The organism is Hahella sp. CR1, from assembly GCF_029813005.1.
Lineage (GTDB): Bacteria > Pseudomonadota > Gammaproteobacteria > Pseudomonadales > Oleiphilaceae > Hahella.
This window is the reverse complement of the sequence record NZ_JAPELK010000001.1, coordinates 523,630-548,754: the sequence shown is the minus strand read 5'-3', so window position 1 is coordinate 548,754 and position 25,125 is coordinate 523,630. Positions and strand designations below refer to the sequence as shown.

At 54.8% G+C, this 25,125-nt stretch carries 23 protein-coding genes; 12 read left to right on the top strand and 11 right to left on the bottom strand.

Features of this window, described 5'->3' with window-relative positions; genetic code table 11:
* Positions 1-56: 56 nt before the first annotated feature.
* Positions 57-1,994 (bottom strand): sigma-54-dependent Fis family transcriptional regulator, encoded by a 1,938-nt coding sequence (locus ONV78_RS02420; RefSeq protein ID WP_279500792.1) that lies wholly within the window; start codon positions 1,992-1,994, stop codon positions 57-59.
* 357 nt (positions 1,995-2,351) lie between these two features.
* Here ONV78_RS02420 and ONV78_RS02415 point away from each other — a divergent pair, with 357 nt between their 5' ends.
* The 6 genes from ONV78_RS02415 to ONV78_RS02390 all read left to right on the top strand — a co-directional run bounded on the left by ONV78_RS02415 (position 2,352) and on the right by ONV78_RS02390 (position 8,430).
* Complete coding sequence (locus tag ONV78_RS02415) at positions 2,352-3,440, top strand: ABC transporter ATP-binding protein (RefSeq protein ID WP_127974286.1); 1,089 nt, start codon at positions 2,352-2,354, stop codon at positions 3,438-3,440.
* 3 nt (positions 3,441-3,443) lie between these two features.
* Complete coding sequence (locus ONV78_RS02410) at positions 3,444-4,541, top strand: ABC transporter ATP-binding protein (RefSeq protein WP_279500790.1); 1,098 nt, start codon at positions 3,444-3,446, stop codon at positions 4,539-4,541.
* Positions 4,538-5,407: a sugar ABC transporter permease gene (locus ONV78_RS02405; protein ID WP_279500788.1), complete on the top strand. Its 870-nt coding sequence runs from the start codon at positions 4,538-4,540 to the stop codon at positions 5,405-5,407. Before ONV78_RS02410 ends, ONV78_RS02405 begins: the two co-directional genes overlap by 4 nt.
* Positions 5,408-5,510: 103 nt before the next feature.
* Positions 5,511-6,311, top strand: coding sequence for a carbohydrate ABC transporter permease (locus ONV78_RS02400; RefSeq protein ID WP_305858151.1), 801 nt, complete (start codon positions 5,511-5,513; stop codon positions 6,309-6,311).
* A gap of 11 nt (positions 6,312-6,322) precedes the next feature.
* On the top strand, positions 6,323-6,595 hold the full coding sequence (locus tag ONV78_RS02395) for a DUF2160 domain-containing protein (RefSeq protein WP_041599056.1): 273 nt from the start codon (positions 6,323-6,325) through the stop codon (positions 6,593-6,595).
* A gap of 74 nt (positions 6,596-6,669) precedes the next feature.
* Positions 6,670-8,430, top strand: coding sequence for an ABC transporter substrate-binding protein (locus ONV78_RS02390; RefSeq protein ID WP_279500785.1), 1,761 nt, complete (start codon positions 6,670-6,672; stop codon positions 8,428-8,430).
* A gap of 47 nt (positions 8,431-8,477) precedes the next feature.
* Here the strand turns inward: ONV78_RS02390 and ONV78_RS02385 are convergent, their stop codons facing one another.
* Positions 8,478-9,368: a transporter substrate-binding domain-containing protein gene (locus tag ONV78_RS02385; RefSeq protein ID WP_216736666.1), complete on the bottom strand. Its 891-nt coding sequence runs from the start codon at positions 9,366-9,368 to the stop codon at positions 8,478-8,480.
* 246 nt (positions 9,369-9,614) lie between these two features.
* Here ONV78_RS02385 and exbB point away from each other — a divergent pair, with 246 nt between their 5' ends.
* From exbB to ONV78_RS02370, 3 genes are read left to right on the top strand one after another with little or no spacing between them, the layout of a single operon-like run.
* The gene (gene exbB / locus ONV78_RS02380) at positions 9,615-10,052 is read left to right on the top strand and encodes a TonB-system energizer ExbB (protein WP_279500783.1); all 438 of its coding nucleotides are present in this window, start codon (positions 9,615-9,617) and stop codon (positions 10,050-10,052) included.
* Between the two features lie 7 nt (positions 10,053-10,059).
* Positions 10,060-10,440, top strand: coding sequence for a TonB system transport protein ExbD (gene exbD / locus ONV78_RS02375; RefSeq protein WP_279500781.1), 381 nt, complete (start codon positions 10,060-10,062; stop codon positions 10,438-10,440).
* A complete protein-coding gene (locus tag ONV78_RS02370; protein WP_279500780.1) occupies positions 10,437-11,273 on the top strand; it encodes an energy transducer TonB in 837 nt (278 codons plus the stop codon). The genes exbD and ONV78_RS02370 overlap by 4 nt, the downstream gene beginning before the upstream one ends.
* A 91-nt stretch (positions 11,274-11,364) precedes the next feature.
* Here the strand turns inward: ONV78_RS02370 and ONV78_RS02365 are convergent, their stop codons facing one another.
* The 5 genes from ONV78_RS02365 to ONV78_RS02345 form a co-directional block, all read right to left on the bottom strand.
* The gene (locus ONV78_RS02365; RefSeq protein WP_279500779.1) at positions 11,365-12,183 is read right to left on the bottom strand and encodes a GntR family transcriptional regulator; all 819 of its coding nucleotides are present in this window, start codon (positions 12,181-12,183) and stop codon (positions 11,365-11,367) included.
* An 82-nt stretch (positions 12,184-12,265) separates the two neighbouring features.
* The gene (gene ugpC, locus ONV78_RS02360) at positions 12,266-13,417 is read right to left on the bottom strand and encodes a sn-glycerol-3-phosphate ABC transporter ATP-binding protein UgpC (RefSeq protein ID WP_216736671.1); all 1,152 of its coding nucleotides are present in this window, start codon (positions 13,415-13,417) and stop codon (positions 12,266-12,268) included.
* Positions 13,418-13,487: 70 nt separating this feature from the next.
* A complete protein-coding gene (locus ONV78_RS02355; protein ID WP_253938288.1) occupies positions 13,488-14,372 on the bottom strand; it encodes a carbohydrate ABC transporter permease in 885 nt (294 codons plus the stop codon).
* Positions 14,373-14,386: 14 nt separating this feature from the next.
* Entirely contained in the window at positions 14,387-15,316 is a 930-nt protein-coding gene (locus ONV78_RS02350; RefSeq protein WP_216736672.1) for a sugar ABC transporter permease, read from the bottom strand.
* Between the two features lie 144 nt (positions 15,317-15,460).
* Complete coding sequence (locus ONV78_RS02345; protein WP_216736673.1) at positions 15,461-16,735, bottom strand: ABC transporter substrate-binding protein; 1,275 nt, start codon at positions 16,733-16,735, stop codon at positions 15,461-15,463.
* Between the two features lie 293 nt (positions 16,736-17,028).
* Between ONV78_RS02345 and nagB the strand changes: the two genes are divergently transcribed.
* Genes nagB through nagA form a run of 3 tightly spaced genes read left to right on the top strand, consistent with a single transcriptional unit; the run spans position 17,029 to position 19,828 of the window.
* Positions 17,029-17,814 (top strand): glucosamine-6-phosphate deaminase, encoded by a 786-nt coding sequence (gene nagB / locus ONV78_RS02340; protein ID WP_279500764.1) that lies wholly within the window; start codon positions 17,029-17,031, stop codon positions 17,812-17,814.
* Entirely contained in the window at positions 17,811-18,695 is an 885-nt protein-coding gene (locus ONV78_RS02335; RefSeq protein WP_241566929.1) for a BadF/BadG/BcrA/BcrD ATPase family protein, read from the top strand. Before nagB ends, ONV78_RS02335 begins: the two co-directional genes overlap by 4 nt.
* Positions 18,689-19,828 carry an N-acetylglucosamine-6-phosphate deacetylase gene (gene nagA, locus ONV78_RS02330; RefSeq protein ID WP_279500761.1) on the top strand — a complete coding sequence of 380 codons (1,140 nt, stop codon included), beginning with the start codon at positions 18,689-18,691 and terminating at the stop codon, positions 19,826-19,828. The genes ONV78_RS02335 and nagA overlap by 7 nt, the downstream gene beginning before the upstream one ends.
* 61 nt (positions 19,829-19,889) lie before the next feature.
* Here the strand turns inward: nagA and ONV78_RS02325 are convergent, their stop codons facing one another.
* From ONV78_RS02325 to fusA, 4 genes are all read right to left on the bottom strand, one after another.
* Positions 19,890-20,816: a glutaminase gene (locus ONV78_RS02325; RefSeq protein WP_216736676.1), complete on the bottom strand. Its 927-nt coding sequence runs from the start codon at positions 20,814-20,816 to the stop codon at positions 19,890-19,892.
* Positions 20,817-20,969: 153 nt separating this feature from the next.
* A complete protein-coding gene (locus ONV78_RS02320; protein ID WP_279500759.1) occupies positions 20,970-21,998 on the bottom strand; it encodes a hypothetical protein in 1,029 nt (342 codons plus the stop codon).
* Positions 21,999-22,019: 21 nt separating this feature from the next.
* Positions 22,020-22,487 (bottom strand): CesT family type III secretion system chaperone, encoded by a 468-nt coding sequence (locus tag ONV78_RS02315; RefSeq protein WP_216736678.1) that lies wholly within the window; start codon positions 22,485-22,487, stop codon positions 22,020-22,022.
* A gap of 323 nt (positions 22,488-22,810) precedes the next feature.
* Positions 22,811-24,847: an elongation factor G gene (gene fusA / locus ONV78_RS02310; protein WP_279500756.1), complete on the bottom strand. Its 2,037-nt coding sequence runs from the start codon at positions 24,845-24,847 to the stop codon at positions 22,811-22,813.
* Positions 24,848-25,125: the final 278 nt, after the last annotated feature.

The following is a 25,125-nucleotide window of genomic DNA, read 5'->3' as shown; positions in this document are numbered from 1 at the left end:
ATCAGGGTCTGCTGACGTTTCCGCAAGCAGACCCTCGTCATCCGCTGGGCGCAAGCCTAGCGGATATATTTATACACAGTGTTGCGACTGACGCCCGCCGCTTTGGCGGTCTGGCTGACGTTGCCACCGTATTCTCTGTATAACCTCACGATTTTCGCCTCCAATTCTTCTTTCGGATTGCGTATCGCCGGTCCATCACCGAAACCATCGACATCTTCGTTCAGGCTATCTCCGTCCGGCTCCGCCAGACCAAGGCCATTGAGGTCGTCATAAAAATCATCAGGAATGTGCCAGTCTTCGATCGGGTAGCCATCCGCCATGGCCAGCGCCACGCTTAGAATGCTTATCAACTGGCGCACGTTGCCCGGCCAGGGGTGGTCCGCCAGCATCGCGAGCACGTCAGCGCTCAATGGATGATAGGTCTCCCCGGCGCTGCGAGTCAGTCTGCCATGCACATATTCGATCAGTCTGGCTTTATCCGCACGCTCCCGTAATGGCGGCAACTCCAGATTGAGGCCGGAAATACGGTAATACAGGTCTTCTCTAAACGCGCCCCGTTTGACTTCTTCTTTCAACACCCGGTTAGTGGCGGAGATCAATTTGATATCCACAGGGAAGGTTTCCGTGGAGCCCAATGGCGTCACGCAGCGCTCCTGCAGCACCCGCAACAGACGCGCTTGCACTTTGAGGGGCATTTCGCCGATCTCATCCAAAAATAATGTGCCCCGGTGCGCCTTGCGGATCAGTCCGATGGAGCCTTTGTTGCTGGCGCCGGTAAACGCGCCTTTTTCATATCCGAATAATTCAGACTCCACCAGTTCCGCTGGAATGGCCGCGCAGTTCACCGCCACCAGCGGAAACGCCTTACGGGAGCTGTGGTAATGCAGTGAACGTACGAAAATTTCTTTGCCGCTACCGGTCTCGCCATGGATCAGAATGGGAATATCTTTTTCCATGATGCGGTTGGCCTGTTTCGCCATCCGCGCCACCCGTTCATCGCCATGCTCCAGTTCATGAAAGGGAATGACATCGTCCGGCAGTTCTTCCTCCACTATTACCGGCGCTGGCTTTTCCTTCTTACGATAATCTGGAGCGATAATCGCCGCCTGAGGAGGGCGTTTAATCATCAAGTGCATGCGGTATTTGCCCAACGCGGAGACCTCCATCGGCATTCCCTCTGGATGATGCCGCAATTCCCTCAGCTTGCAATTGAAGATGTCTTCGATGTTCGCCAAAGCCAGATCATGGGCCAGCATCACTTCCGCGCGACGGTTGGCGGAAATAATGCGACCTTCTTCGTCGATCACGACCAAACCTGACCACGGGCTTTCCAACGCAGCGATATTCGTGTTGAAGGTGATCAACAGGTGTTCACGCTGGAAGGCGTTGTGAATCAACCGGTTCTCCACACTCAGGGTCATCAGCTTGACCATTCCCAGGGTATGATCCTGAGGCAGATAAGCGTCGGAAGAAATGTCCAACACGCCCACCATCTCTTTCTGCGTGTTGAATATCGGCGCCGCGGAGCCGACCATGAAACGATTGGCGCGCAAGAAATGTTCATCCCTGCCCACCTGCACCGCTGCGCCCGTGGCGATCGCAGTGCCAATGGCGTTAGTGCCCGCCCCCACCTCCGTCCAGCGGTTGCCCACTACCAGGCCATGGGCGCATTCCAACGGCGTAAAGCGCTGTTCGCCCCAGGTGTTCAGCACATGGCCGCGCCGATCCGCCAATACGATCAGGCAATTGGAGTTGGACAAAATATGGTCGTAATAAGGCAACACCTCTTTCTGCGTGGTGTTCACCAATAACTGATGCTCCTCCAACAGCGCTGACACGTCGCCTCTTCTCAACGCGCCGTATTGCGGGACGCTGTTATGAGTCAGCCCGTATTCTTTACAGCGACGCCAGGAATCCTCGATCAACTCCCTATGAGTTCGCGCCGTCCCCTCAGCGGCGAAGACTGATGCGTTTTTATTTTCATCTGAGTCCATAGGACCCTCGTCTTTCTGAATGGTGAGCTCGCATGAGTGTTCAATTCGGTGTTCAGGACAGTGTTCAACTGTTCACAAAACAGTCAACCTGTTCAATCATTGTTGTTAAGTGTGAACAGTTGTCAACACTTTTCGAAATGGAAAATTGTTGTCCAAGCGTTACCTTTCTTTCTCAGCGGCAGCGTTCGCCTCTGCAAATCATTGTTATACATATCTAATTTGTTCAAGTGGTGACAAACGACGGATTTGCAAAAAAGTTGGCCCGATGTTTGTATATATACCTACTCGAAAAAAACAAATTGTTCAAAAGAACATTTACGAACATATTCAAACAAGAACAAAGGTGGGATTAGCAAGATGTCCCTTGAGCTTAGAAATGTCAGTCGTATTGTTGACGGCGAGACCTGGATTAACGATGTGAACCTCACATTGAAACCCGGCTCCTTCAACGTACTCCTAGGCCGCACCCTCGCCGGTAAAACCACCCTCATGCGTTTGATGGCGGGGTTGGATAAACCCAGCAGCGGCAAAATCTTCATGAACGGCGTAGACGTTACCGGCGTGCCGGTAAAAGACCGCAATATCTCCATGGTCTACCAGCAGTTCATCAACTACCCCAACCTGACCGTCTACGAAAACATCGCGTCTCCTTTGCGCCTCGCCAATATGAGCGAAGCCAAGATCAAGGAGCGGGTGCGTGAGACGGCGTCGATGCTGCACATTGAACCCTACCTGGACCGGCTGCCTCTGGCGCTTTCCGGCGGACAGCAGCAGCGCACGGCGATGGCCCGCGCCCTGGTCAAGGACGCCAACATGGTTCTGTTTGACGAGCCGCTGGTGAACCTGGACTACAAGCTGCGCGAAGAGCTGCGCCAAGAATTACGGGAGCTGTTCAAAGAACGCAACACCATCGCTGTCTACGCCACCACTGAGCCCAACGAAGCCCTGGCTCTGGGAGGCACGACGACAGTTATTCATGAAGGGCGTGTTCTCCAACACGGTCCGACCGCGGAAGTTTACCACCGTCCGCAGGATATTCTCACTGCGGAAATGTTCAGCGAGCCGCCTATCAACGTAGTTGAAGGCCTGGTGACTGACGAAGAAGTCACCTTCGACGAAACTGTTCATTTCCCGCTGAATCAGGATTTGCGCACCCTGAAGCCAGGGCGCTACAAGTTCGGCGTCAGAGCCTCCCATATCGGGCTGGTGCCGCAGAACGACGATGACCTGGAGCTATCCGTCAATGTCGATCTGGCTGAAATCAGTGGTTCTGAAACCTTCCTGCACGTTCGCAACGATCATATGAGCCTGGTGATGCACCTGTCCGGCGTACACGCTTACGACGTTGATGAGAGCATCAATATCTATTTCCCCACTCATAAATTGTATGCGTTCGATATGAGCGGACATCTGGTGCAAGCGCCGGTAAGACGCGTTGGAGTTTAAGCCATGGCAGAAATCAGACTATCTCAGTTGGCGCATTCCTATGCGCCTGTCCCCCAAAGCGACGACGACTACGCCATCCGCAAGATGGACCACGTCTGGGAGCAAGGGGGCGCTTTTGCTCTGCTAGGCCCTTCCGGCTGCGGCAAGAGCACCCTGTTGAACATTATTTCCGGACTGCTGGCGCCTTCCGATGGCGACGTGCTGTTCGACGGTAAACGCGTTAATACGCTGCCGCCGGAAGCCCGTAACATCGCCCAGGTTTTCCAGTTCCCGGTGATTTACGACACCATGACCGTGTTCGATAACCTGGCGTTTCCCCTGCGTAACGTGAAAACGCCGGAACACAAGGTCAAAAGCAAAGTTCATGAGATCGCGTCCATTCTGGATCTGACGCCATTGCTGGATAAGAAAGCCAAGGGCCTGACCGCGGACGAGAAGCAGAAAGTCTCCATGGGGCGCGGCTTGGTGCGGGATGATGTATCCGCCATCCTGTTCGACGAGCCCCTGACGGTGATTGACCCGCACTTGAAGTGGAAACTGCGCCGCAAACTGAAGCAGATCCACGAACAGTTCAACATCACCATGGTGTACGTCACCCACGACCAGTTGGAAGCCTCCACTTTCGCCGACAAAATCGCGGTGATGTATGAAGGCCAGATCGTGCAGTTCGGCACGCCCCGCGACCTGTTTGAAGCGCCTAACCACACCTTTGTCGGCTTTTTTATCGGCAGCCCGGGCATGAATCTGGTCAGCGTGGAGCTGACGGAGAATGGCGTCACCTTCGGCGGCGTCGAATTGCCCCTGCGGCCGAAGCTGATGGAGCGTCTGAAACAGATCCGCAGCAACAACGTCAAAATCGGCATCCGCCCCGAATTCGTCCATGTCTGGGATGAAGCCAACGACGAAGCCATGCAGGTTAACGTCAGGTTTGTGGAAGATCTGGGCACCTACAAAATCATGACCTTTTACCTCGGCGGCGTGGAAATGAAAGCGCGCCTGCAGGAAGACCAGAAAGTGCCGCAAGGCGTCGCTTTCATCAGCTTCCCGGATCAATGGCTCAAGGTCTATGTGGATGAATTCCTGCTGGAGGGCGACCAATGAACAAGGTAGAAAACAATAAGGCCTGGTTTCTGGTATTACCGGTATTCCTGATTGTAGCTTTCTCCGCCATCATTCCGTTGATGACGGTGGTCAACTATTCCGTGCAGGATATTTTTGATCAGAACACCGCTTACTTCGTCGGCGTTGAGTGGTTCAAGCAAATGCTGAACGACGCGCGTCTACATGACGCCTTGGTGCGTCAGTTCCTGTTTTCCTTCGCCGTACTGCTGATTGAGATTCCCCTGGGCGTCGGCGTGGCGCTGCTGATGCCGACCAAAGGCAAGGCCGCTTCCCTGAGCCTGATTCTCATCGCCCTGCCTCTGCTGATTCCCTGGAACGTGGTCGGCACCATCTGGCAGATTTTCGGTCGCGCCGACATCGGCCTATTTGGCTGGGGCATCAACGCCATGGGCATTGACTATAACTACGCTGGCGACCCTGTTGACGCATGGCTGACCGTATTGTTGATGGACGTCTGGCACTGGACTCCGCTGGTGGCGCTGCTGTGCTACTCCGGTCTGCGCGCCATTCCTGAAGTGTACTACCAGGCTGCGCGCATCGACCGCGCCTCACGCTGGGCGGTGTTCCGCTTCATCCAGTTGCCGAAGCTCACCAACGTACTGATCATCGGCGTGCTGTTGCGGTTCATGGACTCTTTCATGATTTACACCGAGCCGTTCGTATTGACCGGCGGCGGTCCCGGCAACTCCACCACCTTCCTGAGTCAGTCGTTGACCAAGATGGCGGTTGGACAGTTTGACCTGGGTCCCGCGGCAGCGTTCTCCCTGATCTACTTCCTCATCATCCTGCTGGTTTGCTGGTTGTTCTACACCACCATCATGCACATCAGCCGCGACGACCGCTAATGAGGAGTAGGTAATGAGTCAACAAAACGTAAATCTGGCGGCCAACGTGGCCGCCGAAACAGGCGCCAGGGACTCCGCCAAAGCAACCAGAGGGGTAATGTCTATGTTCAGTCGCAGCAAATTCGGATTGGTGGCTTACATCGCCTTCGTGCTGCTACCGATCTACTGGCTACTCAATATGTCTCTGAAGACCAATGCGGAGATTCTGGGCGGTTTGAGCCTGTTTCCACAGGACATCACTTTTGACAACTACATCAAGATCTTCACTGATCCCAGCTGGTACATGGGGTACGTAAACTCCATTTACTATGTGTCTCTGAACATGATCATGAGCCTGTTGATCGCGCTGCCGGCGGCCTACGCCTTCAGCCGCTACAAGTTCATCGGCGACAAGCACATGTTCTTCTGGCTGCTTTCCAACCGGATGGCGCCGCCGGCGGTATTCCTGCTGCCTTTCTTCCAGTTGTATTCCTCTGTCGGCCTTTTCGACACCCATCTCGCCGTCGCGTTGGCGCACTGTTTGTTCAACGTGCCGCTGGCTGTGTGGATTCTGGAAGGCTTCATGAGCGGAGTGCCTCGCGAAATCGACGAAACCGCCTATATTGATGGGTACAGTTTTCCGAAATTCTTCATCAAAATCTTCATCCCCATGATCCGTTCCGGCATTGGCGTCACAGCATTCTTCTGCTTCATGTTCTCATGGGTGGAGCTGCTTCTGGCGCGGACGCTGACCTCTGTGGACGCCAAACCCATCGCAGCCGTCATGACGCGGACCGTCTCCGCATCCGGTATCGACTGGGGCGTGCTCGCAGCCGCAGGCGTTCTCACTATTGTTCCTGGCGTATTGGTGATCTGGTTCGTCCGTAACCATGTCGCCAAAGGCTTTGCTTTGGGTCGTGTGTAAGGGGGTTTTGTATGAACTGGATGGCGTGGACTGTACCAACGGCTAGCTTCTTCACCACCATCGTGCTCATTCTGATTGCGATGACGGTTTGGGAGCTGAAGTCACCAAGTATTGAACGTAGAGGTTTTCTGCCGCTTTTGACCACCCGTGGCGACCGTCTCTTTATCGGGTTGCTCGGCAGCGCCTATATCCACCTGGCATTTGTAGGCTTCACCAGCATGGCGGTGTGGATAGCGACGATCATTTCCCTTCTTTGGATGGGAATTGTAATGAGGTGGGGGTAAACCGCCCCCTGCGTCATAGGGATTCAAATGGACTTTGCATGGAAGCCAACCAACTAACAATTAGAGAGGTAGACATGAAAAAAAATAATAAGGTTAAACTGCCCACCGGACCAATGAAGCTACGGCTGGCCAGCTTAGCTGCGGCAGTGGCGATGGTCTCAAGTAGTGCGAGCTGGGCGGACCAGTATAGTGACGCAGCGAAGAAATGGGTGGATAGCGAGTTCACCGCTTCAACGCTGTCGAAAGAAGAACAGATGAAAGAAATGGCGTGGTTCACCGAGGCGGCGAAGCGTTTCCGCGGTATGGAAATCAACGTTGCTTCCGAAACCATCACCACTCACGAGTACGAATCCAAAGTACTTGCGAAAGCATTTTATGAAATCACCGGCATCAAGATTAACCACGACCTGATTCAGGAAGGCGACGTGGTCGAAAAACTGCAGACTCAGATGCAGTCCGGCCGCAACATCTATGATGGTTACATCAACGATTCCGACTTGATCGGCACTCACTTCCGCTACGGAAAAGTTGTCCCTATCTCCGACATGATGGAAGGCGACGGCAAAGACCTGACTCTGCCGACCCTGGATCTGCAGGACTTCATCGGCCTGTCCTTCACCACTGGGCCAGACGGTAAAATCTATCAGCTACCAGACCAGCAGTTCGCCAACTTGTACTGGTTCCGCTATGACTGGTTCCAGCGCGACGACCTGAAGAAAAAGTTCAAGGAAATCTACGGCTATGAGCTGGGGGTTCCCAAGAACTGGTCGGCCTATGAGGACATCGCTGAGTTCTTTACCGACAAGGTCAAAAACATCGACGGTCAGCGCGTTTACGGCCACATGGATTACGGCAAGAAAGACCCCTCCCTGGGCTGGCGTTTCACTGACGCCTGGTTCTCCATGGCGGGCGCGGGCGACAAAGGACTGCCTAACGGACTTCCCGTTGACGAATGGGGCATTCGAGTCGACGGTTGCCGTCCAGTGGGCTCCAGCGTAGAACGCGGCGGCGCCACCAATGGCCCGGCGGCGGTTTACGCCACCACTAAATACGTAGACTGGCTGCGTAAATACGCGCCGCCTGAAGCACAGGGCATGACCTTCTCTGAAGCCGGTCCGGTTCCTGCGCAAGGCAACGTCGCTCAGCAGATCTTCTGGTACACCGCATTTACCGCGGACATGACCAAGCCTGGTCTGCCAGTAGTTAACGCAGACGGCACGCCGAAGTGGCGGATGGCGCCATCTCCCAGAGGACCTTACTGGGAAGACGGCATGAAGCTGGGCTATCAGGACACCGGTTCCTGGACTTTCTTGAAGTCCACTCCGGATGATCGTCGTCTGGCGGCATGGTTGTACGCGCAGTTCACCGTAGCCAAAACCGTTTCTCTGAAGAAAACCCTGGTGGGTCTGACTCCTATCCGCGAGTCCGACATCCTGTCTGAAGACATGACCACTGTAGCGCCGAAACTGGGCGGTCTGATCGAGTTCTATCGCAGCCCGGCTCGTACTCAGTGGACGCCTACCGGCACCAACGTGCCTGACTATCCGAAACTGGCCCAGTTGTGGTGGCAGTTCATCGCGGAGGCCGCCAACGGCGAGAAGACTCCGCAGCAAGCCTTGGACGGTTTGGCGGAAGCACAAGACCGGGTACTGCAGCGCCTCGAGCGCGCCAATGTACAGGGCGAGTGCGGTCCCAAGCTGAACGAGAAGAAGGACCCGAGCTATTGGCTGAATCAGCCTGGTTCTCCGAAAGCCAAACTGGCTAACGAGAAACCTAAAGGCGAGACCGTCAGCTATGACGCTCTGATCAAGTCCTGGGAGGACGCACGCAAGTAATTGAAACCTGCCCTCAGCGTTTCAATATCCTGGGAGTTTGCCGCTTCTCACTTTGAGAAGCGGCTTTTTTTCGTTCTAAGGGAGGAAATTTCTGAGATATCGATGGCTGTGGCCTGTTTGCGCCATAGCGTCATATAGCGCTCCACCAGACTCTCCGGCGCTTTCTTATCCACCAGCTCACGCAGTCTCTTGTTAAGGAAATCAATCAGTTCCGGATTGTGACAAGGAGATTTTTTCGACACGGTGTAGTAAAGCCCTTCCGAGCTGATAGGGGTCGGCAAATGCTCGATCTCACCTTTGAACCCCCTGACCTCGCCGATAGCGTAGCCCTGATACAACTCATAGATCACATAGTCAGTGCGCCCCAGCAACAGGCGCTCAAATGCAAACTCAATTGAACGGACTTCTTCAATGTTCAATTGGCGCTCAGCGAATTCATCAAACTCCTGGCCAAAGCTGTTGTTGATCAGAGTATCGCCATGGCGATCTTTGAGGTCCAGCCAGCTGTTCATTGGAAAGGCTTTGCCTTTTTTTACAAAAATGACGTTGGGCATAATCATCATGGGCGGCTTGATATAGTCCATATAAGTCTGCCGCTCTTCGGTGATAAAGGCGCCGGTAAGCATATCCACCCGTCCCAGTTGCGCCTCCACCTGGGCCCGGGACCAGGGGCCGACATAACGTGATTCGACTGTGATGTTTTCCGGCTCCAGCGCGATCTCCAGCAACCTTACGGCTACTCCGATGAGCTGATCCGGGTTATCGCGATCCCGCCATAAAAATGGCGGATATTCGGGATTGCCGGTCACATTCAGCGTATCGCACACTCCCACGGAAGCGGCGGAGGCTGAGGTGGCGGACAACAACAGCGCTAACGCCAGACCGGCAAGGCGACGAGGCGTACGGCTATAGCGGTGAAAACGAGGTGGTGCGCCCATAATTCCCCAAATAAAGCCTTGATGATTTAATTAAATAGTAGTCGATAAATCCCATTCCCGCGTCGGACCTGGTTGGCCCCCCCAAAAGGACATTTCCACGCTATCGTCGCCTCAGCTACTTATTGATAATCATTTTCATTTGTGTATGATTATTGTTTTTCGTCTTTGATCCCCAAATTAGTCTTGCAGCCCGGCGATCCACTCCATCGCAACAGCGTTTCAGCGCCGGACGCAAAGGGAGGCGTAGTGGAACTTCTTTCTGAATACCTTGATCTCACCATTTTCGGCATCCTGGGCCTGATGAGCTTCACCGTCGTCTGGCTATCCATTGAGCGCTGGCTGTTCATGCGCGCCCTGTCGCTGCCGGATTACCAGAATTTCGATCGACTCACCGTCGACCTGACCAAGCACCTCACCACTATTTCCAGCATCGGGGCCAACGCCCCTTATGTTGGCCTGTTGGGCACCGTCGCCGGCATTCTGCTGACCTTTTATCAGATCGGCCAAGGCGGCAATGTGGAAGTGGGCGCCATCATGAGCGGTTTGGCGCTGGCGCTGAAAGCCACCGCCCTGGGCCTGCTGGTGGCGATCCCCACCCTGATGATTTACAACGCGCTGACCCGCAAAGTGGAAGTCACACAGGCGCTATGGCGCGCCGACAGAGATACCCGCCAGGGGAGCTAAGCCCACGATGAAAAAGTTTGATCAGATCAACGTCATTCCGTTTATCGACATCATGCTGGTGCTCCTGGCCATTGTGCTGACTACCGCCACCTTCGTGGTGCAGGGCAAAATCCCCATTGAGTTGCCCAGTGCGGAGAACGTTTCCAACAAATCCGCGCCGGAACACGCGGTGAATATCGTTATCGACAAGGAAAATCTTTACTACTACCAGGATGAAGCCGCGTCTCTGGAACAATTGGAAAATCGCCTGAAAGCACTGGGGAAATCCAGCCCGATCACTCTCAAGGTCGACAGTCAGGCGGATTTCAAAAGCTTTGTAGCGGTCGCCGACCTGCTGCAGAAATATTCACTGACCAATTTCTCCGTACTCGCCAGTCGTAACCAATGAAACGCCATATCATCGGAATCACCGTCGCTCTATGTCTGCACGTATCGCTCGCAGCCTGGCTGATTTCCGGCGTCTCCTCGCCAGCGCCGACTCCCATCGCCGCCGCGCCAGTGTCCCTGGTGCTGTCGCAAATGCGCATCGTCGAGCAACAGGTAGAGGCGAAGCAACCGGAAGCGGAGCCAGCGCCAGAAGTGGAAGAGGTGGTGGAAACCGAACAGCCGGACATTGAAGAGCCCGAGCCTGAAATCGTAGAGGAAACGCCTACACCGGTGGAGACGCCTCCCGAGCCCAAACCGGAGGTGGCCAAGGTGGAAAAGCCGGCAGAACCCAAGCAACCGGTTAAGAAAAAGCCTGAGCCGAAAAAAGTCGTCGAGAAGGTGAAGACGCCGCAGCCCACCAAAAAAGAGGAAGTCGCCAAAGTCGACCCTGAACCCAACAAGGAAGTGGCGGAAAACCCCGTTCCTTCACCAGACCCGCATACGGATATCTCCACGGCTCCAGCCATTGCGGAGCAGCTGCAGCTAAGCTCAGCGCAGATCGTCAGTATTGAACAGGCCTATATCAATGCGTTGCAACTGGCCTTGGAGAAGAACAAGAGATACCCACTGAGCGCCAAGCGCCGCCGCCAGGAAGGCACCAGCACGGTGGAGTTCACTATTACGAAAAGCGGCGATATTGCGGAAGTGCGTTTGCGGGACAGCTCCGGTATTTCCCGTCTGGACGAAGCCGCCGTCAAAGCGCTGGTCACCTTGGCCCAGTTCGAGCCTATTCCAGATGAGCTTGAGCGCACCCATTGGAAAATGGCGGTGCCGATTCGGTTTCAGTTGAATTGATTTGGCGTGATAAAAAATAAGGTGGAGCCGGCTACCGCCGTCCACCTTACTTCCACTCTGTCCGAGTTAAATACGACCCGACTCAGCGCGCTCAGTCCTCGTCGTACTCCTCAACGCCATCCGACTTGTGAAAGCCCACTGGCGCATAGTGAGATACGTTGCGAATCTCCGCGACGAAGTCATAAGCGTCGCCAGGGAAATAAGAACGCGTGAACTCGATGGGAACGCCATCTTCCAACAAGCCTAAACGCTCGATATAGAGAACGGCGCTGTCCACAGGAATATCCAGCAACTTGGCGCGGGTTTCATCAATGGAAATAGCGCGCAGACGCTGCAACGCTTTAACCGGACGCAGCCCTTTTTCCGCCAGCGCTTCATACAGCGACCCGGTGACTTCAAACGGATTGTCCAGAAACTGTCGCGGTATCGTCGCCACTTCCAGCCCCATGGGTTTATCATCCGCCAAACGCAGACGATGGAAACGCACTACTTCACTATCCACCGCCAGTTTCAGCGCCACGCGTTCATCTTCGTGGGGCACGCCAACGGAGCGATCCAGCCAGCGTGAGCCCGGCTTTTTGCCGCGCTCCTGCATGATCTCAGAGAAGCTCTTGAGATAGTTCAGCGGCTGTTCCACGCGCTCGGTCACAAATGTTCCCGCACCCTGGCGCTGGGTCAGCAGGCCTTCTTCCACCAGATCGTCGATGGCGCGCCTCACCGTGACGCGGGAAACTTTCATGGCGGCGGCGATTTCACGCTCCGCGGGCACCACATCGCCGGCGCGTAGTACGCCAGCGTCCACCGCCTCGCGGATCTTGGTCTGCAATTGCAGATACAACGGCGCGGAGTGCCGCGAGATTTGCTCCGGAATTCCGAAGATTTTGGTAATCAGACTGTCTGGTTTGCTCATAGCGTCTTGACGTAGGTTCTTAGCAGTAGATTTGCTTTTTGAGCTGCGAGAAGACGCTAGCATAGCAGAAACTTGAATAAAGTCAGGTATTTCCACCGGCTGCCTGCCTAATCATGGCAGCCGCCGGCGCATCGGCTTCCGCTGCCGTTAATCGTTTGAAAGCCAGTCCCTGCGCATTGAATACATGAACGTTCTGCGGTTGATAGTCAGCGTATATCTCTTCGCCCACTTTCACTTCCGTTTCGCCGTCTCCACGCACGACAACTTCAGATCCATCCGTCAATGTCATGTATATATAACTGACTTCACCCAAATGCTCGACCAGGTTAATTTTTCCTTTTAACCGGCCTTCGCCGTGAAGGCTTTCCTGCAAATGTTCAGGTCGCACGCCGACCGTCACTTCTTCGCCAACAGCAATGGCGCCGCTTTCCACGCGGGCTTCCACTTCAACGCCGTCAGCCAGTTTCACATAAATGGAGCCCTCTGTTTTTACAGAGACTTTCCCTTTCATGAAGTTCATTTTCGGCGAGCCGATGAAGCCGGCGACAAACTGCGTGCGAGGATGACGATACAGCTCCAGAGGCGAACCGCATTGCTCCACCCTGCCCTTGTTCATTACCACAATCTTATCGCCCAGTGTCATAGCCTCAACCTGATCATGGGTGACGTAAATGATGGTTGCGTCCAGGTCTTTGTGCAGCTTGCCGATCTCCACCCGGGTTTGCACCCGCAAGGCGGCGTCCAGGTTGGACAACGGCTCGTCGAACAGAAACACATTAGGATCGCGCACGATCGCGCGCCCTATCGCCACCCGCTGACGTTGACCGCCGGACAGTTCCCGGGGCAAACGCTCCAGCAGATGATCGATTTGCAGAATCTTGGCGGCGTGCTCCACTTTTTCCCGCACAAAGTTCTTGTCCTTGCCTGAGATCTTCAGGCCAAAAGCCATGTTCTTGAACACTGACATGTGCGGGTATAGAGCATAGGACTGGAACACCATGGCGATGCCGCGCTTGGCGGGCGGCTGATGATTCACCACTTTGTTGTCGATCAACAGTTCGCCGCCGCTAATGTCCTCTAAACCGGCGATCAGGCGCAGCAATGTGGATTTACCGCACCCGGACGCGCCCACCAACACCACGAACTCGCCGTGCTTGATGTCCAGATCTATGCCGTGCAGGACATTGACCTGGCCGTAACTCTTCTTAATCTGTTTAAGTTGTACGTCAGCCATTACTCACCTCTTGTCCGACATAGCCCCGCCGGTGCGCCGGAACGCAGGCCACGAATATAGTTTACGCCGCTCATTTCACCGCTCCCGCCGTCAGGCCGCGAATCAATTGGCGTGAAAAAACCAGATACAGCACCAGCACCGGCGCAATCGCCAGCGTCAGAGAGGACAACACCGCATTCCAGTCCGTCACGAACTGCCCGATAAACTGCTGCACACCCAATGTAATGGTCTGCGTGCTTTCGCCGGGAGCCAGAATCAGCGGGAACCACAAATCGTTCCAGATAGGAATCATGGTGAACACCGCCACTGTCGCCATCGCCGGACGAATCAAAGGCAGCACGATCTGGAAGAAGATTTTGTACTCGCTGACATTATCGCAGCGGGCCGCCTCTTTCAGTTCTTTCGGAATGGTGCGTATGAATTCCGACAGGATATACACCGCCAGCGGCAGCCCTTGCGCGATATACACCAAGACAAGGGAGGTGCGGGTGTTCACCAGATCCAGGTCCACCATCAGCTGCAGGATGCTCACCGTGCCCAGACGGATGGGAATCATGATGCCCATGGCGAATAGCGCCGCGATAAACAGCGCGCCGCGAAAACGGTACTCCGTCAACGCCCAGGCCGCCATGGCGCCGAACAACAACACGAAGAACAGCGACAACACTGTCACGATCAGGCTGTTGAAGAAAAACACATCGAACGAGGAGCGCGCCAGCACTTCCTCAAAACCGACCAGCGTGAAGCTGCTCGCGTCCGGCAACCCGAGCGGGTCGTTAAAGATCGCCTTACGGGTTTTGAATGAGTTGATCAGAATCACCAGAATCGGGAACAAAGCGATGACGGTGTAGGTCAGCAACACTGCGTGCACCATCAACTTTTTACCGAGATCCGGCTTTAACGTCAGTTTATTCATACCGCTCCAAGGCATAGTCAGCGTCATCTTGTTTAGCATAGTTCGCCTCCCCGTTACAGTTGGAAGCGCTGGATGCGCCGTTGTACGAAGAACAGGTAAATCGCCACGCCGATAAGGATGATCAGGAACATCAGCGTCGCCACCGCCGCGCCCATGGTGGGGCTACCCTGCTGCAGCTGGAAGCCGAAGAAGGTGCGGTAGAACAAGGTGCCCATGATGTCCGTGGAGAAATTGGGGCCCGCCAGCGCGCCTTTCACTGCGTAGATCAGTTCAAAGGCGTTGAAGTTGGCGACGAAGGTCAGTATCGACACCATGCTGATGGTGGGCAGCAACAAGGGCAGTTTGATATTCCAGAAGATCTGCCAGCTATTGGCTCCATCCACCACGCCAGCGTCATTAAGATCCTCAGGAATATTCAGTAGTGCGGCGTATATCAGCATCATGGGAATACCGACGAACTGCCACACGGAAATTAACGACAGCGTCACTAACGCCGTGCCTTCTTTCCCAAGCCAGGCGTCGAAATAATCGCCCAGCCCGATGTTGTACATGAAGTCTTCGGAAATCCCCCAAAGCGGGCTCAGCAATAACTGCCACACGAAGCCGACAATCACCACCGACAACATGGTCGGCATGAACAGCAGCGTACGATAGGTTCCGCTCAGGCGCAGCCGCGGCGAGCTCAATAGCAGAGCCAGCAACAGACCAATAGGGTTCTGCAGCAGCATGTGGATAACGAAGAACATTAAATTGTTTTTCAGGGCGTTCCAGAAAGGCTCCGACCAGACCTCGCTAAACAGGAGGTTGGCGTAATTCTGCATACCGACAAAAAAGGTGGCGCCGCTTTCGTCTTCACTAAAAAAGCCCAGTCTTAGCGTATCCAGCAACGGGTATACGCTGACAGTCAGATAAATCAGCAGTCCGGGTCCCAGAAAGACCAGGATGTGCCATGGAAAAGGTTTGCGTATATCAGAGTGAGTCATAATAGCTACACCAAGCCGGTGAGAGACGGAAAGCCCGCCCCGGTTTGCCTTTGCACAGGCGATAATGCGTCTGCGGCTGTGTTTATTATGCGCCCGGCGCTCCTTATCACGGAGCGCCGGGGCGGGATCTTCACTAACGGAAGATTACATGTGCGGCTGATACCAGGTTTTCAGGCCTTTTTCGACTTCTTCCGCCGCCGCTTTGGGCGCCATGGAGCCGTTCAGCACTTGCACGGTCACGTTCCAAAGCTGGTTTTCCATATTGGGCGTGCCGCGAGACAGAATCTGGTAAGAGTTGCGAATGGTCTGTTCGCACTGACCGCGCCAGCTCAGGAATTCGCTCGCCACAGGATCTTTGATGGAAATCTTGTGGTTGCCCAGCGGGAAGAAACCTGGCAGCTGGTTAGCATAAAGCTCCGCGAACTCCGGACCCGCCATCCAGGATAGGAAAATACGGGCTTCCTTCTTGTTGGCGGATCCTGCGTTCAGGCCCATGCCGATATCAGTGTGATCGCTGATGTAGCAGGTTTTCTGGCCATCTGGAGTTGGCGGAGGAAAGGCGCCGAATTCAAAGTCGGCCTGCTCGTTGAAGGTGGTGATATCCCAGGAGCCGGCGGGATAGATAGCGCCGCGTCCCAGGGTGAACAGGTTCTGCGAATCCGCATATTTCTGCGCCTGATAGCCCCGGCCCAGGAAAGGTTTCCATTTCGCCAGATGCTCCCAGACTTTCACGTACTCAGGGTCGGTCAGCTTCTCTTTGCCGTCGATCAGGGCCTTGCGTCCTTCTTCCCCTTTCCAGTAGTTGGGACCGACATTCTGGAAGCCCATGGTGGCGGCTTCCCACTGGTCCGCAGTGCCCATTACCAGCGGTGTATAGCGGGATTCATCCTTGATCTTCTCCAACACCTTGAAGAAATCGGACTCCGTCTTGGGTACGGACAAACCAAGTTCTTTGAAAATTTCCTTATTGTAGATATAACCGTGAATGACCGAGGCCATTGGCAGGCAGAATACATCTTTACCGTCGTCAGTGGACCATGCGGTTTTGGCGACTTCAGGGAAGTTATTCATGCCTTCAAGATCGTTCAACTTCTCCAGATTGCCCTTCTGATAAAGAGCCAGGGACACGTCAAACGGACGGCAGGTGATCAGATCGCCAGCCGTGCCCGCCTGAAGCTTAGCCTGTAGAGCCGAGTTGTAATCTGCGGGAGGTGTAGGGGTAAAAGTGACTTTGATATCGGGGTGACTTTTGTTGAAGGCGGGAATGATAACGTCGTTCCAGACTTTGGCGTCGTCGTTGCGCCAGCTTTCGATGACCAGCTTGTCGCCGGCTTCTGCAGTTAATGTCGTCAGGGCGAAGACGCCCAACCCGATCTTCGCCGCATGGCGAAACGCACCCTTTATTGTTAAAAAGCTCATCGCTTGTTTCTCCCATAGAGGTTGTTAGTGATTCAACAGCTCGTACTCAATACCGGAGAATAATTGGTATTTTTATTTGACAATACCAATATAAACCCATTGCAAAGTGGTAATCAAGCCTTCCTAGCGCTGAAATTTAATACCTTTGTCCAAAAATGGCGCCTTTATCTAAATTTGGGGCTGTTATTCGTCCGCATGTGCGCTTATTATATTAATGGTATTAAAAAGGTATTGTCTTCGATCGAACGTCCCGGATGCTTGCTTCAGAGGGCGTTGAATCAGCAGGAGATCTTATGCGCGTCATCATCGCAGATTCCCCGGAAGCAGTGGCCCGGATGGGCGCCGAACAGTGCATTCGTTTATTACAGGACAAACCGGCTGCGGTCTTGGGTCTCGCCACAGGCAGCACGCCCATTGCATTGTATGCACACTTGATTCAGCGGCGCCAGCAGGGAGAGGTGAGCTTCCGTCAGGTACGCACCTTTAATCTGGACGAGTACATTGGTATTGCCCCGCAACATCCGCAGAGCTACCGTAGCTTCATGCAGAAGCAGTTATTCGACCACATTGATATTCTTCCCGAGAATACTCATATCCCTAGTGGCATGGGCGATCCCATGGCGGAGTCCCGCGCCTATGAAGATAAAATCCATAGCGCCGGCGGCATTGATCTGCAGATACTGGGGCTTGGCCGTAATGGTCATATCGGTTTTAATGAGCCCACTTCCAGCCTGAGCTCTCGCACCCGCGCGAAAACCCTGACCCAGGAAACCATTCGCGATAACAGCCGCTTTTTTTCCGCTGACGAAGAGCAGCCGCATCTGGCCATCACCATGGGCATTGGTACGATCCTCGATGCGCGCAAAGTCATGCTGCTGGCGGCGGGCGCCGCCAAAGCGGATGCGGTCAAAGCCATGGTGGAAGGGCCAATCAGCGCCATGCACCCGGCTTCCGCCTTGCAGATGCATCCGTCCACACTGGTGATCGTGGACACGGAAGCCGCCTCCAAACTGGAGTTGATCGACTATTATCGTTGGGTGCAGAGCGAAACTTTACGCGTACAGGGGGCCTATTTGTGACGCAGCAACCTATGTATCTCGGCGTCGACGGCGGCGGCACCTCCTGTCGCGCCCGTCTCTGCGCCGCCGATGGCCGCCTCCTCGGCGAAGGCTTTGCAGGGGGCGCCAATCCGCGCCTGGGCCTTGACTTCGCCTACGCCAATATTATGCTGGCCACCCGTCAGGCGCTGACGGCGGCGAATCTGGATGACGAGGCGCTGCCTTATATTCACGCGGGCTTTGGTCTGGCTGGGGTCGCGCAGAAGAAAGAACGGGAACTGGTATTGAACCATCCTCACCCGTTCGCGGATCTGGCCCTGCTTACCGACGCTCATACCGCCTGTCTGGGAGCCTTCAATGGCGCCAACGGCGGCATATTAATCATGGGCACCGGATCCTGCGCCGTAGCCACCATAGATCATGAATTTCATATACTGGGCGGCTGGGGTTTCCCGGTATCGGATTGCGGCAGCGGCGCCTGGCTCGGCCTGAACACGCTGCGTCACTCCCTGCTGGCGTTCGAAAGACTGCAGCCGGCCTCGGCTTTGACCGACGCCGTCATGCAGCGCTTCGACAACAACCAGGAAAACGTCGTGGCCTGGATGGATCAGGCCAAACCCAGAGATTACGCCGCTTTCGTTCCACTGGTGTTCGAGCACGCCCGCCTGGATGACCCCGTCGCTACGCAGTTATTGGCGAAAACCGCCGATGAAGCGGCGTTGATGATTCGCGGCCTGATTAATCTGGGCGCGCCCGCCGTCTGCATCATGGGGGGCCTGAGCGAAGCCATTGTCCCCTGGTTGCCGCGGGATATTACGCCTTACCTGACCTCTCCTTTGGGGGACGCGCTGGACGGCGCCATCTTACTGATCAAACAGAAGTCCGAGATAAGCGAATGCTAACAGCCTTAACTGATGGCCGGATTTTTACCGGCGAGACCCTACTCTCGCAACAAGCGTTAATCATCGAAGGCGGACGCATTCACAGCATCACGCCCGAGCATCAAATTCCCGCAGATGCGGTCCGTCTCTCTCTGAATGGAATGTTGTTGGCCCCAGGATATATCGATGTTCAGGTCAACGGCGGCGGCGGCGCTCTGTTCAACGACAACCCCAGTCCAGCGGTGCTGCGGGAAATGGGCGCCGCCCATCGGCGCTATGGCACCACCGCCTTCATGCCGACGCTGATCACTGACACCCGCGACAAAATGGAAGCTGCGGTGCGCGCGGTGGAAGCCGCATTACGCGAAGGCGCGCCGGGGGTGCTCGGCATTCATTTGGAAGGACCTTATCTGAACGTCGCCCGCAAAGGCGTTCATCGGGAATCGGTTATTCGCGAACCAGAAGCGGACGCCCTGCAGTTGCTCAGCAGCCTCGGCGACATTGGCGTCACCATCGTCACCCTGGCGCCGGAAAAAGTGCCGGAAGGCTTTGTACGCAAACTGCGGGAGCGCGGCGTTCACGTCTGTCTGGGACATACCGCCGCCAGTTATGAGCAGGTTCATCAGGCGCTGGCGGAAGGGGCGACAGGTTTTACTCACCTGTTCAACGCCATGACGCCGCTGCGCAATCGCGACCCTGGCGTCGTCGGCGCTGCGCTGGATGACGCTGACAGCTGGTGTGGCCTGATCGCGGACAATCATCATGTGCATCCGGCCACCATACGTATCGCCCTGCGCGCCAAGGCCCAGGGAAAAATCATGCTGGTCACCGACGCCATGCATTCTGTCGGCATGCCGGGTGAAGAGTTCGAGTTGCTGGGCGAGAAACTGGTGCGCTGTAACGGTCGACTGGCGACGGAACAAGGCGTGCTGGCGGGATCAGACCTGGATATGGCCACCGCCGTGCGCAATACCGTCAGCGCTATTGGCCTCGACGTAGAAGAAGCGCTGCGTATGGCGTCGCTGTATCCCGCGCAATTCCTGGGTATCGATGACGAGTACGGCCGTATTGCGCCGGGATATCGCGCTGATTTGGTATTGTTGAATGACCAATTAGAGGTCGAGGGAACCTGGATAGGCGGGGTGAAAAACTAAATACCTGGAGCGCCCCGCTGACGCCCCTTCCCACCCATGCAGACTCTCAGGATGAGTGACGTCAGAAGATAGAACTGCTGGTGTAATGAGTGAGTAACTCCAGCGCCTTCTGACCCAGCACCGAGTTGCCGTAGTTATCAAGTTCCGGCGACCACACCGCAACGGAGAAATAGCCGGGCAACACCGCCACAATGCCTCCTCCCACACCGCTCTTGGCCGGCAAACCCACCTGATACGCAAAATTACCGGCGGCGTCGTACAGCCCGCAAGTCAACATCAAGGCATTGACCCGTTTGTCCATGCGTTCGCCATGAAACTGTGTGCGGAAACTGGATTTGCCTTTATTGGCCAGACTCTCGGTGGCGCGCGCCAGATCGAGACAGCTCATGGTCATGGAGCACTGCTTGTAATAACTGTCGAGCACTACATCCACTTCACCTTCCAGATTACCCAGCGCCTTAAGCAAGTTAGCGATGGCGGCGTTGCGATAACCGGTGCGCGCCTCCGCGACATAGACCTCCGGGTCGTACCGGTTGAATACATTACCGGACAGCGACGCCATGAACTGCTCCAGACGTTTCACCGGCGACGCGCTGTGATTAACGATGGTGTCGGTCACCACAATGGCGCCGGCGTTGATAAAAGGATTGCGCGGAATGCCGTTTTCATTCTCCAACTGCAACAACGAGTTAAAACGCATACCGGAAGGTTCGCGTCCCACCCGCTTCCATAAGTCGTCGCCCACGATGTCCAAGGCCAGCATGAGGGCGAACAGTTTGGAGATACTCTGAATGGAAAAAGGCGTCGAGGCTTGGCCCACCGTAAATTCATCACCATCGACAAAGCGAATCGCCATGCCGAACTGGCGCGGATTCACCCTCGACAGCGGAGGAATGTAATCCGCCGTCTTACCTACGCCATACAAAGGCGTCACCTCAGAATAAATACGCTCAAGCAATGCAGGGAGTTCGGACTTCTGTAACTTCATGGACTCAGCAATGTCAGGTTAATGTGCCGGGCCGAAAAATATAGGCGCCGCATCCAGCCCAGACAATGCGCGGATGTACGCAGTGCCGGGCGCTTAACTTATGCTAGGTCCCAGGTTGAGTCATTGCCAGTCCCTGGCGGCAAATCCTATCAGTTAAACTTTTTGGTCTTGCTGATCCGTCTGTACTGCAACGTCTGCTGTCGACGGCTTGGGCGGTTCTGCAAAGTGAAGTCTGGCGCCATGCAAGGTCTTCTCTTTGCCCGTTGAGCCGTATTTAGAGTCAGACAATATTTCCGTCTGATTGCCTGAATAAGAAGAAAGCCTGGATGTTTCCGCTAAGTAGCTTTCTTTGATGTCGCCTATCGCCCCCAGCCAGCCATATGAGGTATCGGAACCGGCGCGCTGCGTCGCCACTGCGTCCTGGTTATAAAATATATCTGACTCGATTTTGACGCCCTTTGTCTCCAAGTGAGCTTTCAGAGAGACAGTGAACGCTTCCAAGCGTCCTTTACAACCATCACAGGGCCCCTCGTTGCCATGAAACTCCAAGCGAACGACATCTCCCTTTTGTAAATTGCCGCTGCCAATAATCTTGCTCTTCACCAAGTCTTGCATCTGCGACAACATCAACGCCTCAGCGTCCTGTTTGGAGACATTAGCTTCAAATGACGGAGTGTTGCGGGAATTATTCCCTTTATGAATATCTCCTCGTCCCGTTCCCCAGGCATCCTCTTTAGTGAGCGCCGTATTATCCTTAACCTGATCTTTGGTGTAAGTCTTGGCCGGACTATCCGACGAACCGCCAGCATCCCACATTTTAGTTTTGGTCTGCCCCCGTTCAGAAATCTTCTCCATGACTTGCGTATGGGCAACCGACTTCTGCAGTTCCGCGCCATTTCTAATGACGCTGACTCTGCCTTGCGACGTTATTCCCACGCCCTGGGAATGAGATTTTTCCAAATGACTCAGTTCCATAGAGTCTGAACGGCGCAGAGTGGGTAAAAGGTTATTCAGCGCGGTTTGACTCATTGAGCCTGCATTATCCGGAGCCGTGTTGGCGCTGGGTGGCGAGGCGCTCAAACCGGCATAAGGGTGTGAGGCCTTAGTAGTCGCATGCGTTACTACTTCCGGGGTCGCCCCGGTTTGGGTCTGAACAGATTGCGTTGAATGACTGACTTGCATAGCTTTATGCCTCCAGAACGCTTAAAAACGTTGGTAAAACATGGGTGGCTTATGCTCTGGCGCAGCCGTTTCCGCAAAAAAGTTATCCTGCAGTTCCTTATAGCTGTGGGTGGCGTAGGTAATGAAATTATTCAGGATATTGCCGAACAGATCCTTGTCTAGAAATGCGACGGGAAAACTGTACTGCAGATATATCCGGTCCTCCCGGGTATCCAGACTAAATACGGCGCCGAGATTGTTATGAAAGTAGAAGTTCCCTTCCAGCAGATGCTGCTGCAATTCCCGACGCTGATCATTCAGTTTCGGCATGAACTGCATTGGACTGGCGATAAACACCAGAGCGCTGTGCTCAGGCGCTTCAATCAGAAATTTAACGCCCTCAGGGTTTTCAAAAGCGCAAATTCCGTTTTCATTCAGTTTCAGAAACGACAGATTCAACTGGCTGGCGAGATCTGACAGTAACGCGTTGACGGTTTCCCGGGTAGACATAGTAGTGATCCTGCAGGTTGAATGAATATGAAGATCAAGAAATACGGGCGACAGTCTTAGCGGCTGTCATGGCGACTTTCTTGTTTTCTTCTCCCACGGTAGGTCCATCTACGACGCACATGATTGGAAACACATGCGGACTAATAACCAGTAAGAAACATCTTGCAGGGCAAAGTTGCGCGCTTGAAAACGCGATGGAAAAGATGACGGGCAGCTTGAATCGCTATCTCGATTTATCGATTGGAAAATGAAAGAAAAAAGGAGTCCGGAATAACTCCGGCTCCTTTTGAGTGTGGAACACAGTTCGCACTGGGTGATTAAGGTCAATCGGCGTTAAGTACCGAGTCGGCGACTCCCTGTGGCGTTTCCGCGTAGTGCGAGAACGTCATGGAGAAGCTGGCTCGTCCTGCCGTCATAGTGCGCAGGTCGCCGATATAGCCAAACATTTCCGCCAGCGGCGCTGCCGCGTTGATGACGCAGGCGTCGCCTCGGTCCGCCTGGTCGAGGATCGAACCACGACGTCGCATGAGGTCGCCAATACAGTCGCCGACGTGGTCGCGAGGCGTCACAATCTCAACCGCCATCACGGGCTCCAACAGTCTGGGCGCCGCCTGCGCCATGGCTTCCTTGAAGGCTTCCCGTCCGGCAACGCTGAACGCCAGCTGCGACGAATCCTGCGCATGGTAGGAGCCGTCCAGCAACACCGCCTTGAAGCCGCCGCTGGGATAACCGCCCAATATGCCAGAGCGCGCAGCCTGTCTGACGCCGTCTTCCACTGAGGGAACATATTCCCGCGGGATGGCCGCGCCGACGATTTGGCTTTCAAACTCGATGCCGTCACCGGCGATGGGTTCAAAGCGCATGCGCACTTCCGCGAACTGACCGGGTCCGCCTTTTTGCTTCTTGTAGACATAGTCCACAGCAGCCAGTTGCGTGATCGTCTCCCGATACGCCACTTGCGGACGCCCAACAGTCACAGCGATGTCAAAGTCCGTGTGCAGCCGATCCACCACAATTTCCAGATGCAGCTCGCCCATGCCTGACACCAGCGTTTCTCCTGCCGCGCCCGTGCTGAGGCGCAGGCTGGGATCTTCGCCAACAATCGCACGCAATGCGTCACCCAGACGATCCTGGTCCTGCCTGGATTTAGGCTCGATCACGATATCCATAACCGGTTCCGGCGCATTGATTCGCTCTAGCACCAAAGGCGCTTCCGGGGCGCACAATGTATCGCCGGTCTGCGTGTGCTTCATGCCAACCAGCGCCACAATGTCGCCGGCGCCGATACGATCACGCGCCACCTTACGGTCCGCGTGCATTTCGTATATGCGGCCAATGCGTTCATATTGACCGACATTGGCGTTCAACACCCGCGAGCCTGCTGCAAGCGAACCCCGATAAACCCGTGCATACGTCAAAGCGCCGTGTTTATCGTTCACCACTTTAAAGGCCAATGCAGCGAAGGCGCCTTCGATGTCCGCTTCCACAACCTGAGCGCCATCGACGGTTTCCACGCCTTTCACATCCTGCGGCGAAGGCAGGTAATCAACCACCGCGTCCAGCACCATCTGCACGCCTTTGTTCTTGAATGCAGACGCGCACAACACAGGAACGAATGCGCCACTGACAACGCCCTGACGAATCAGTCGTCGCAGATCATCAGTCTGCAAGGGGGCTCCATTGAGCCAGCCTTCCAGGAGCTCATCATCCAGCTCAACCAGGGTTTCTTCCAGTTGCGCCCGATAATGCGCAGCCTGTTCCTGATACTCAGGCGTAATGTCTTCGGACGAATATTTCCAGCCGTCATCCGTGTTCCAGCGATGCAGGGTCATGGTCGTCAAATCGATCAAACCGACATAGATTTCATCGACGAAGACCGGCAAGTGAATTACCAGCGGCCTGGCGCCAAGCCGGTCGCGAATCATGTTCACCACGCGTAAATAATCAGCGCCGATGCGGTCCATTTTATTGACCAGACATATGCGCGGCACGCCGTACTGATCCGCCAATCGCCAGTTGGTTTCCGATTGCGGCTCAACGCCGGCTACGGAGTCGAAAACCACGACTGCGCCGTCCAACACGCGCAACGAGCGATTCACTTCGATGTTGAAATCGATGTGACCAGGCGTATCAATAATATTGATGCGATGATCCCGCCAACCCACTGTAACCGCCGCGCTGGCGATAGTGATGCCTCGTTGGCGTTCCTGAACCATGTGATCGGTGACGGTTCCGCCATGATGCACTTCGCCCATGCTGTGCAGAGCGCCAGTAAAGTGCAGCAACCTTTCGGTCAGAGTGGTTTTGCCTGCGTCAACGTGAGCGATGATGCCAATATTTCTTAACTTTTGAAGTTTCATAACAAACCTCTAAAAACCTGAAATCTCTCTTCCGGACAGGTTTTTCTGAATACGCCCGGAAGGTCTTACTCCCAGGGCGCAAGAGGCGTCATGGGAGCGTTAAGTTGTTTCCCGGTCTTTTGGCGTTCCGCGCTTACCCATAACAAAAACAGGACGAACAAGCGTGGAAAAAGTGGAAGCTCCAAGGGGTAGGCGCGAGAACTCCGGCCCTTGGGCTGGGACTATTGCTGCGATGTACTTGTCGTAAGTTCTCATAACGAAACCATTGCTTGGCGATG

Excerpts from the sequence above, each read along its gene's own strand:
- ONV78_RS02420 (WP_279500792.1), bottom strand. The coding sequence starts at position 1,994 with ATGGACTCAGATGAAAATAAAAACGCATCAGTCTTCGCCGCTGAGGGG.
- ONV78_RS02415 (WP_127974286.1), top strand. The coding sequence starts at position 2,352 with ATGTCCCTTGAGCTTAGAAATGTCAGTCGTATTGTTGACGGCGAGACC.
- ONV78_RS02410 (WP_279500790.1), top strand. The coding sequence starts at position 3,444 with ATGGCAGAAATCAGACTATCTCAGTTGGCGCATTCCTATGCGCCTGTC.
- ONV78_RS02405 (WP_279500788.1), top strand. The coding sequence starts at position 4,538 with ATGAACAAGGTAGAAAACAATAAGGCCTGGTTTCTGGTATTACCGGTA.
- ONV78_RS02400 (WP_305858151.1), top strand. The coding sequence starts at position 5,511 with ATGTTCAGTCGCAGCAAATTCGGATTGGTGGCTTACATCGCCTTCGTG.
- ONV78_RS02395 (WP_041599056.1), top strand. The coding sequence starts at position 6,323 with ATGAACTGGATGGCGTGGACTGTACCAACGGCTAGCTTCTTCACCACC.
- ONV78_RS02390 (WP_279500785.1), top strand. The coding sequence starts at position 6,670 with ATGAAAAAAAATAATAAGGTTAAACTGCCCACCGGACCAATGAAGCTA.
- ONV78_RS02385 (WP_216736666.1), bottom strand. The coding sequence starts at position 9,368 with ATGGGCGCACCACCTCGTTTTCACCGCTATAGCCGTACGCCTCGTCGC.
- exbD (WP_279500781.1), top strand. The coding sequence starts at position 10,060 with ATGAAAAAGTTTGATCAGATCAACGTCATTCCGTTTATCGACATCATG.
- ONV78_RS02370 (WP_279500780.1), top strand. The coding sequence starts at position 10,437 with ATGAAACGCCATATCATCGGAATCACCGTCGCTCTATGTCTGCACGTA.
- ONV78_RS02365 (WP_279500779.1), bottom strand. The coding sequence starts at position 12,183 with ATGAGCAAACCAGACAGTCTGATTACCAAAATCTTCGGAATTCCGGAG.
- ugpC (WP_216736671.1), bottom strand. The coding sequence starts at position 13,417 with ATGGCTGACGTACAACTTAAACAGATTAAGAAGAGTTACGGCCAGGTC.
- ONV78_RS02355 (WP_253938288.1), bottom strand. The coding sequence starts at position 14,372 with ATGCTAAACAAGATGACGCTGACTATGCCTTGGAGCGGTATGAATAAA.
- ONV78_RS02350 (WP_216736672.1), bottom strand. The coding sequence starts at position 15,316 with ATGACTCACTCTGATATACGCAAACCTTTTCCATGGCACATCCTGGTC.
- ONV78_RS02345 (WP_216736673.1), bottom strand. The coding sequence starts at position 16,735 with ATGAGCTTTTTAACAATAAAGGGTGCGTTTCGCCATGCGGCGAAGATC.
- nagB (WP_279500764.1), top strand. The coding sequence starts at position 17,029 with ATGCGCGTCATCATCGCAGATTCCCCGGAAGCAGTGGCCCGGATGGGC.
- nagA (WP_279500761.1), top strand. The coding sequence starts at position 18,689 with ATGCTAACAGCCTTAACTGATGGCCGGATTTTTACCGGCGAGACCCTA.
- ONV78_RS02325 (WP_216736676.1), bottom strand. The coding sequence starts at position 20,816 with ATGAAGTTACAGAAGTCCGAACTCCCTGCATTGCTTGAGCGTATTTAT.
- ONV78_RS02320 (WP_279500759.1), bottom strand. The coding sequence starts at position 21,998 with ATGCAAGTCAGTCATTCAACGCAATCTGTTCAGACCCAAACCGGGGCG.
- ONV78_RS02315 (WP_216736678.1), bottom strand. The coding sequence starts at position 22,487 with ATGTCTACCCGGGAAACCGTCAACGCGTTACTGTCAGATCTCGCCAGC.
- fusA (WP_279500756.1), bottom strand. The coding sequence starts at position 24,847 with ATGAAACTTCAAAAGTTAAGAAATATTGGCATCATCGCTCACGTTGAC.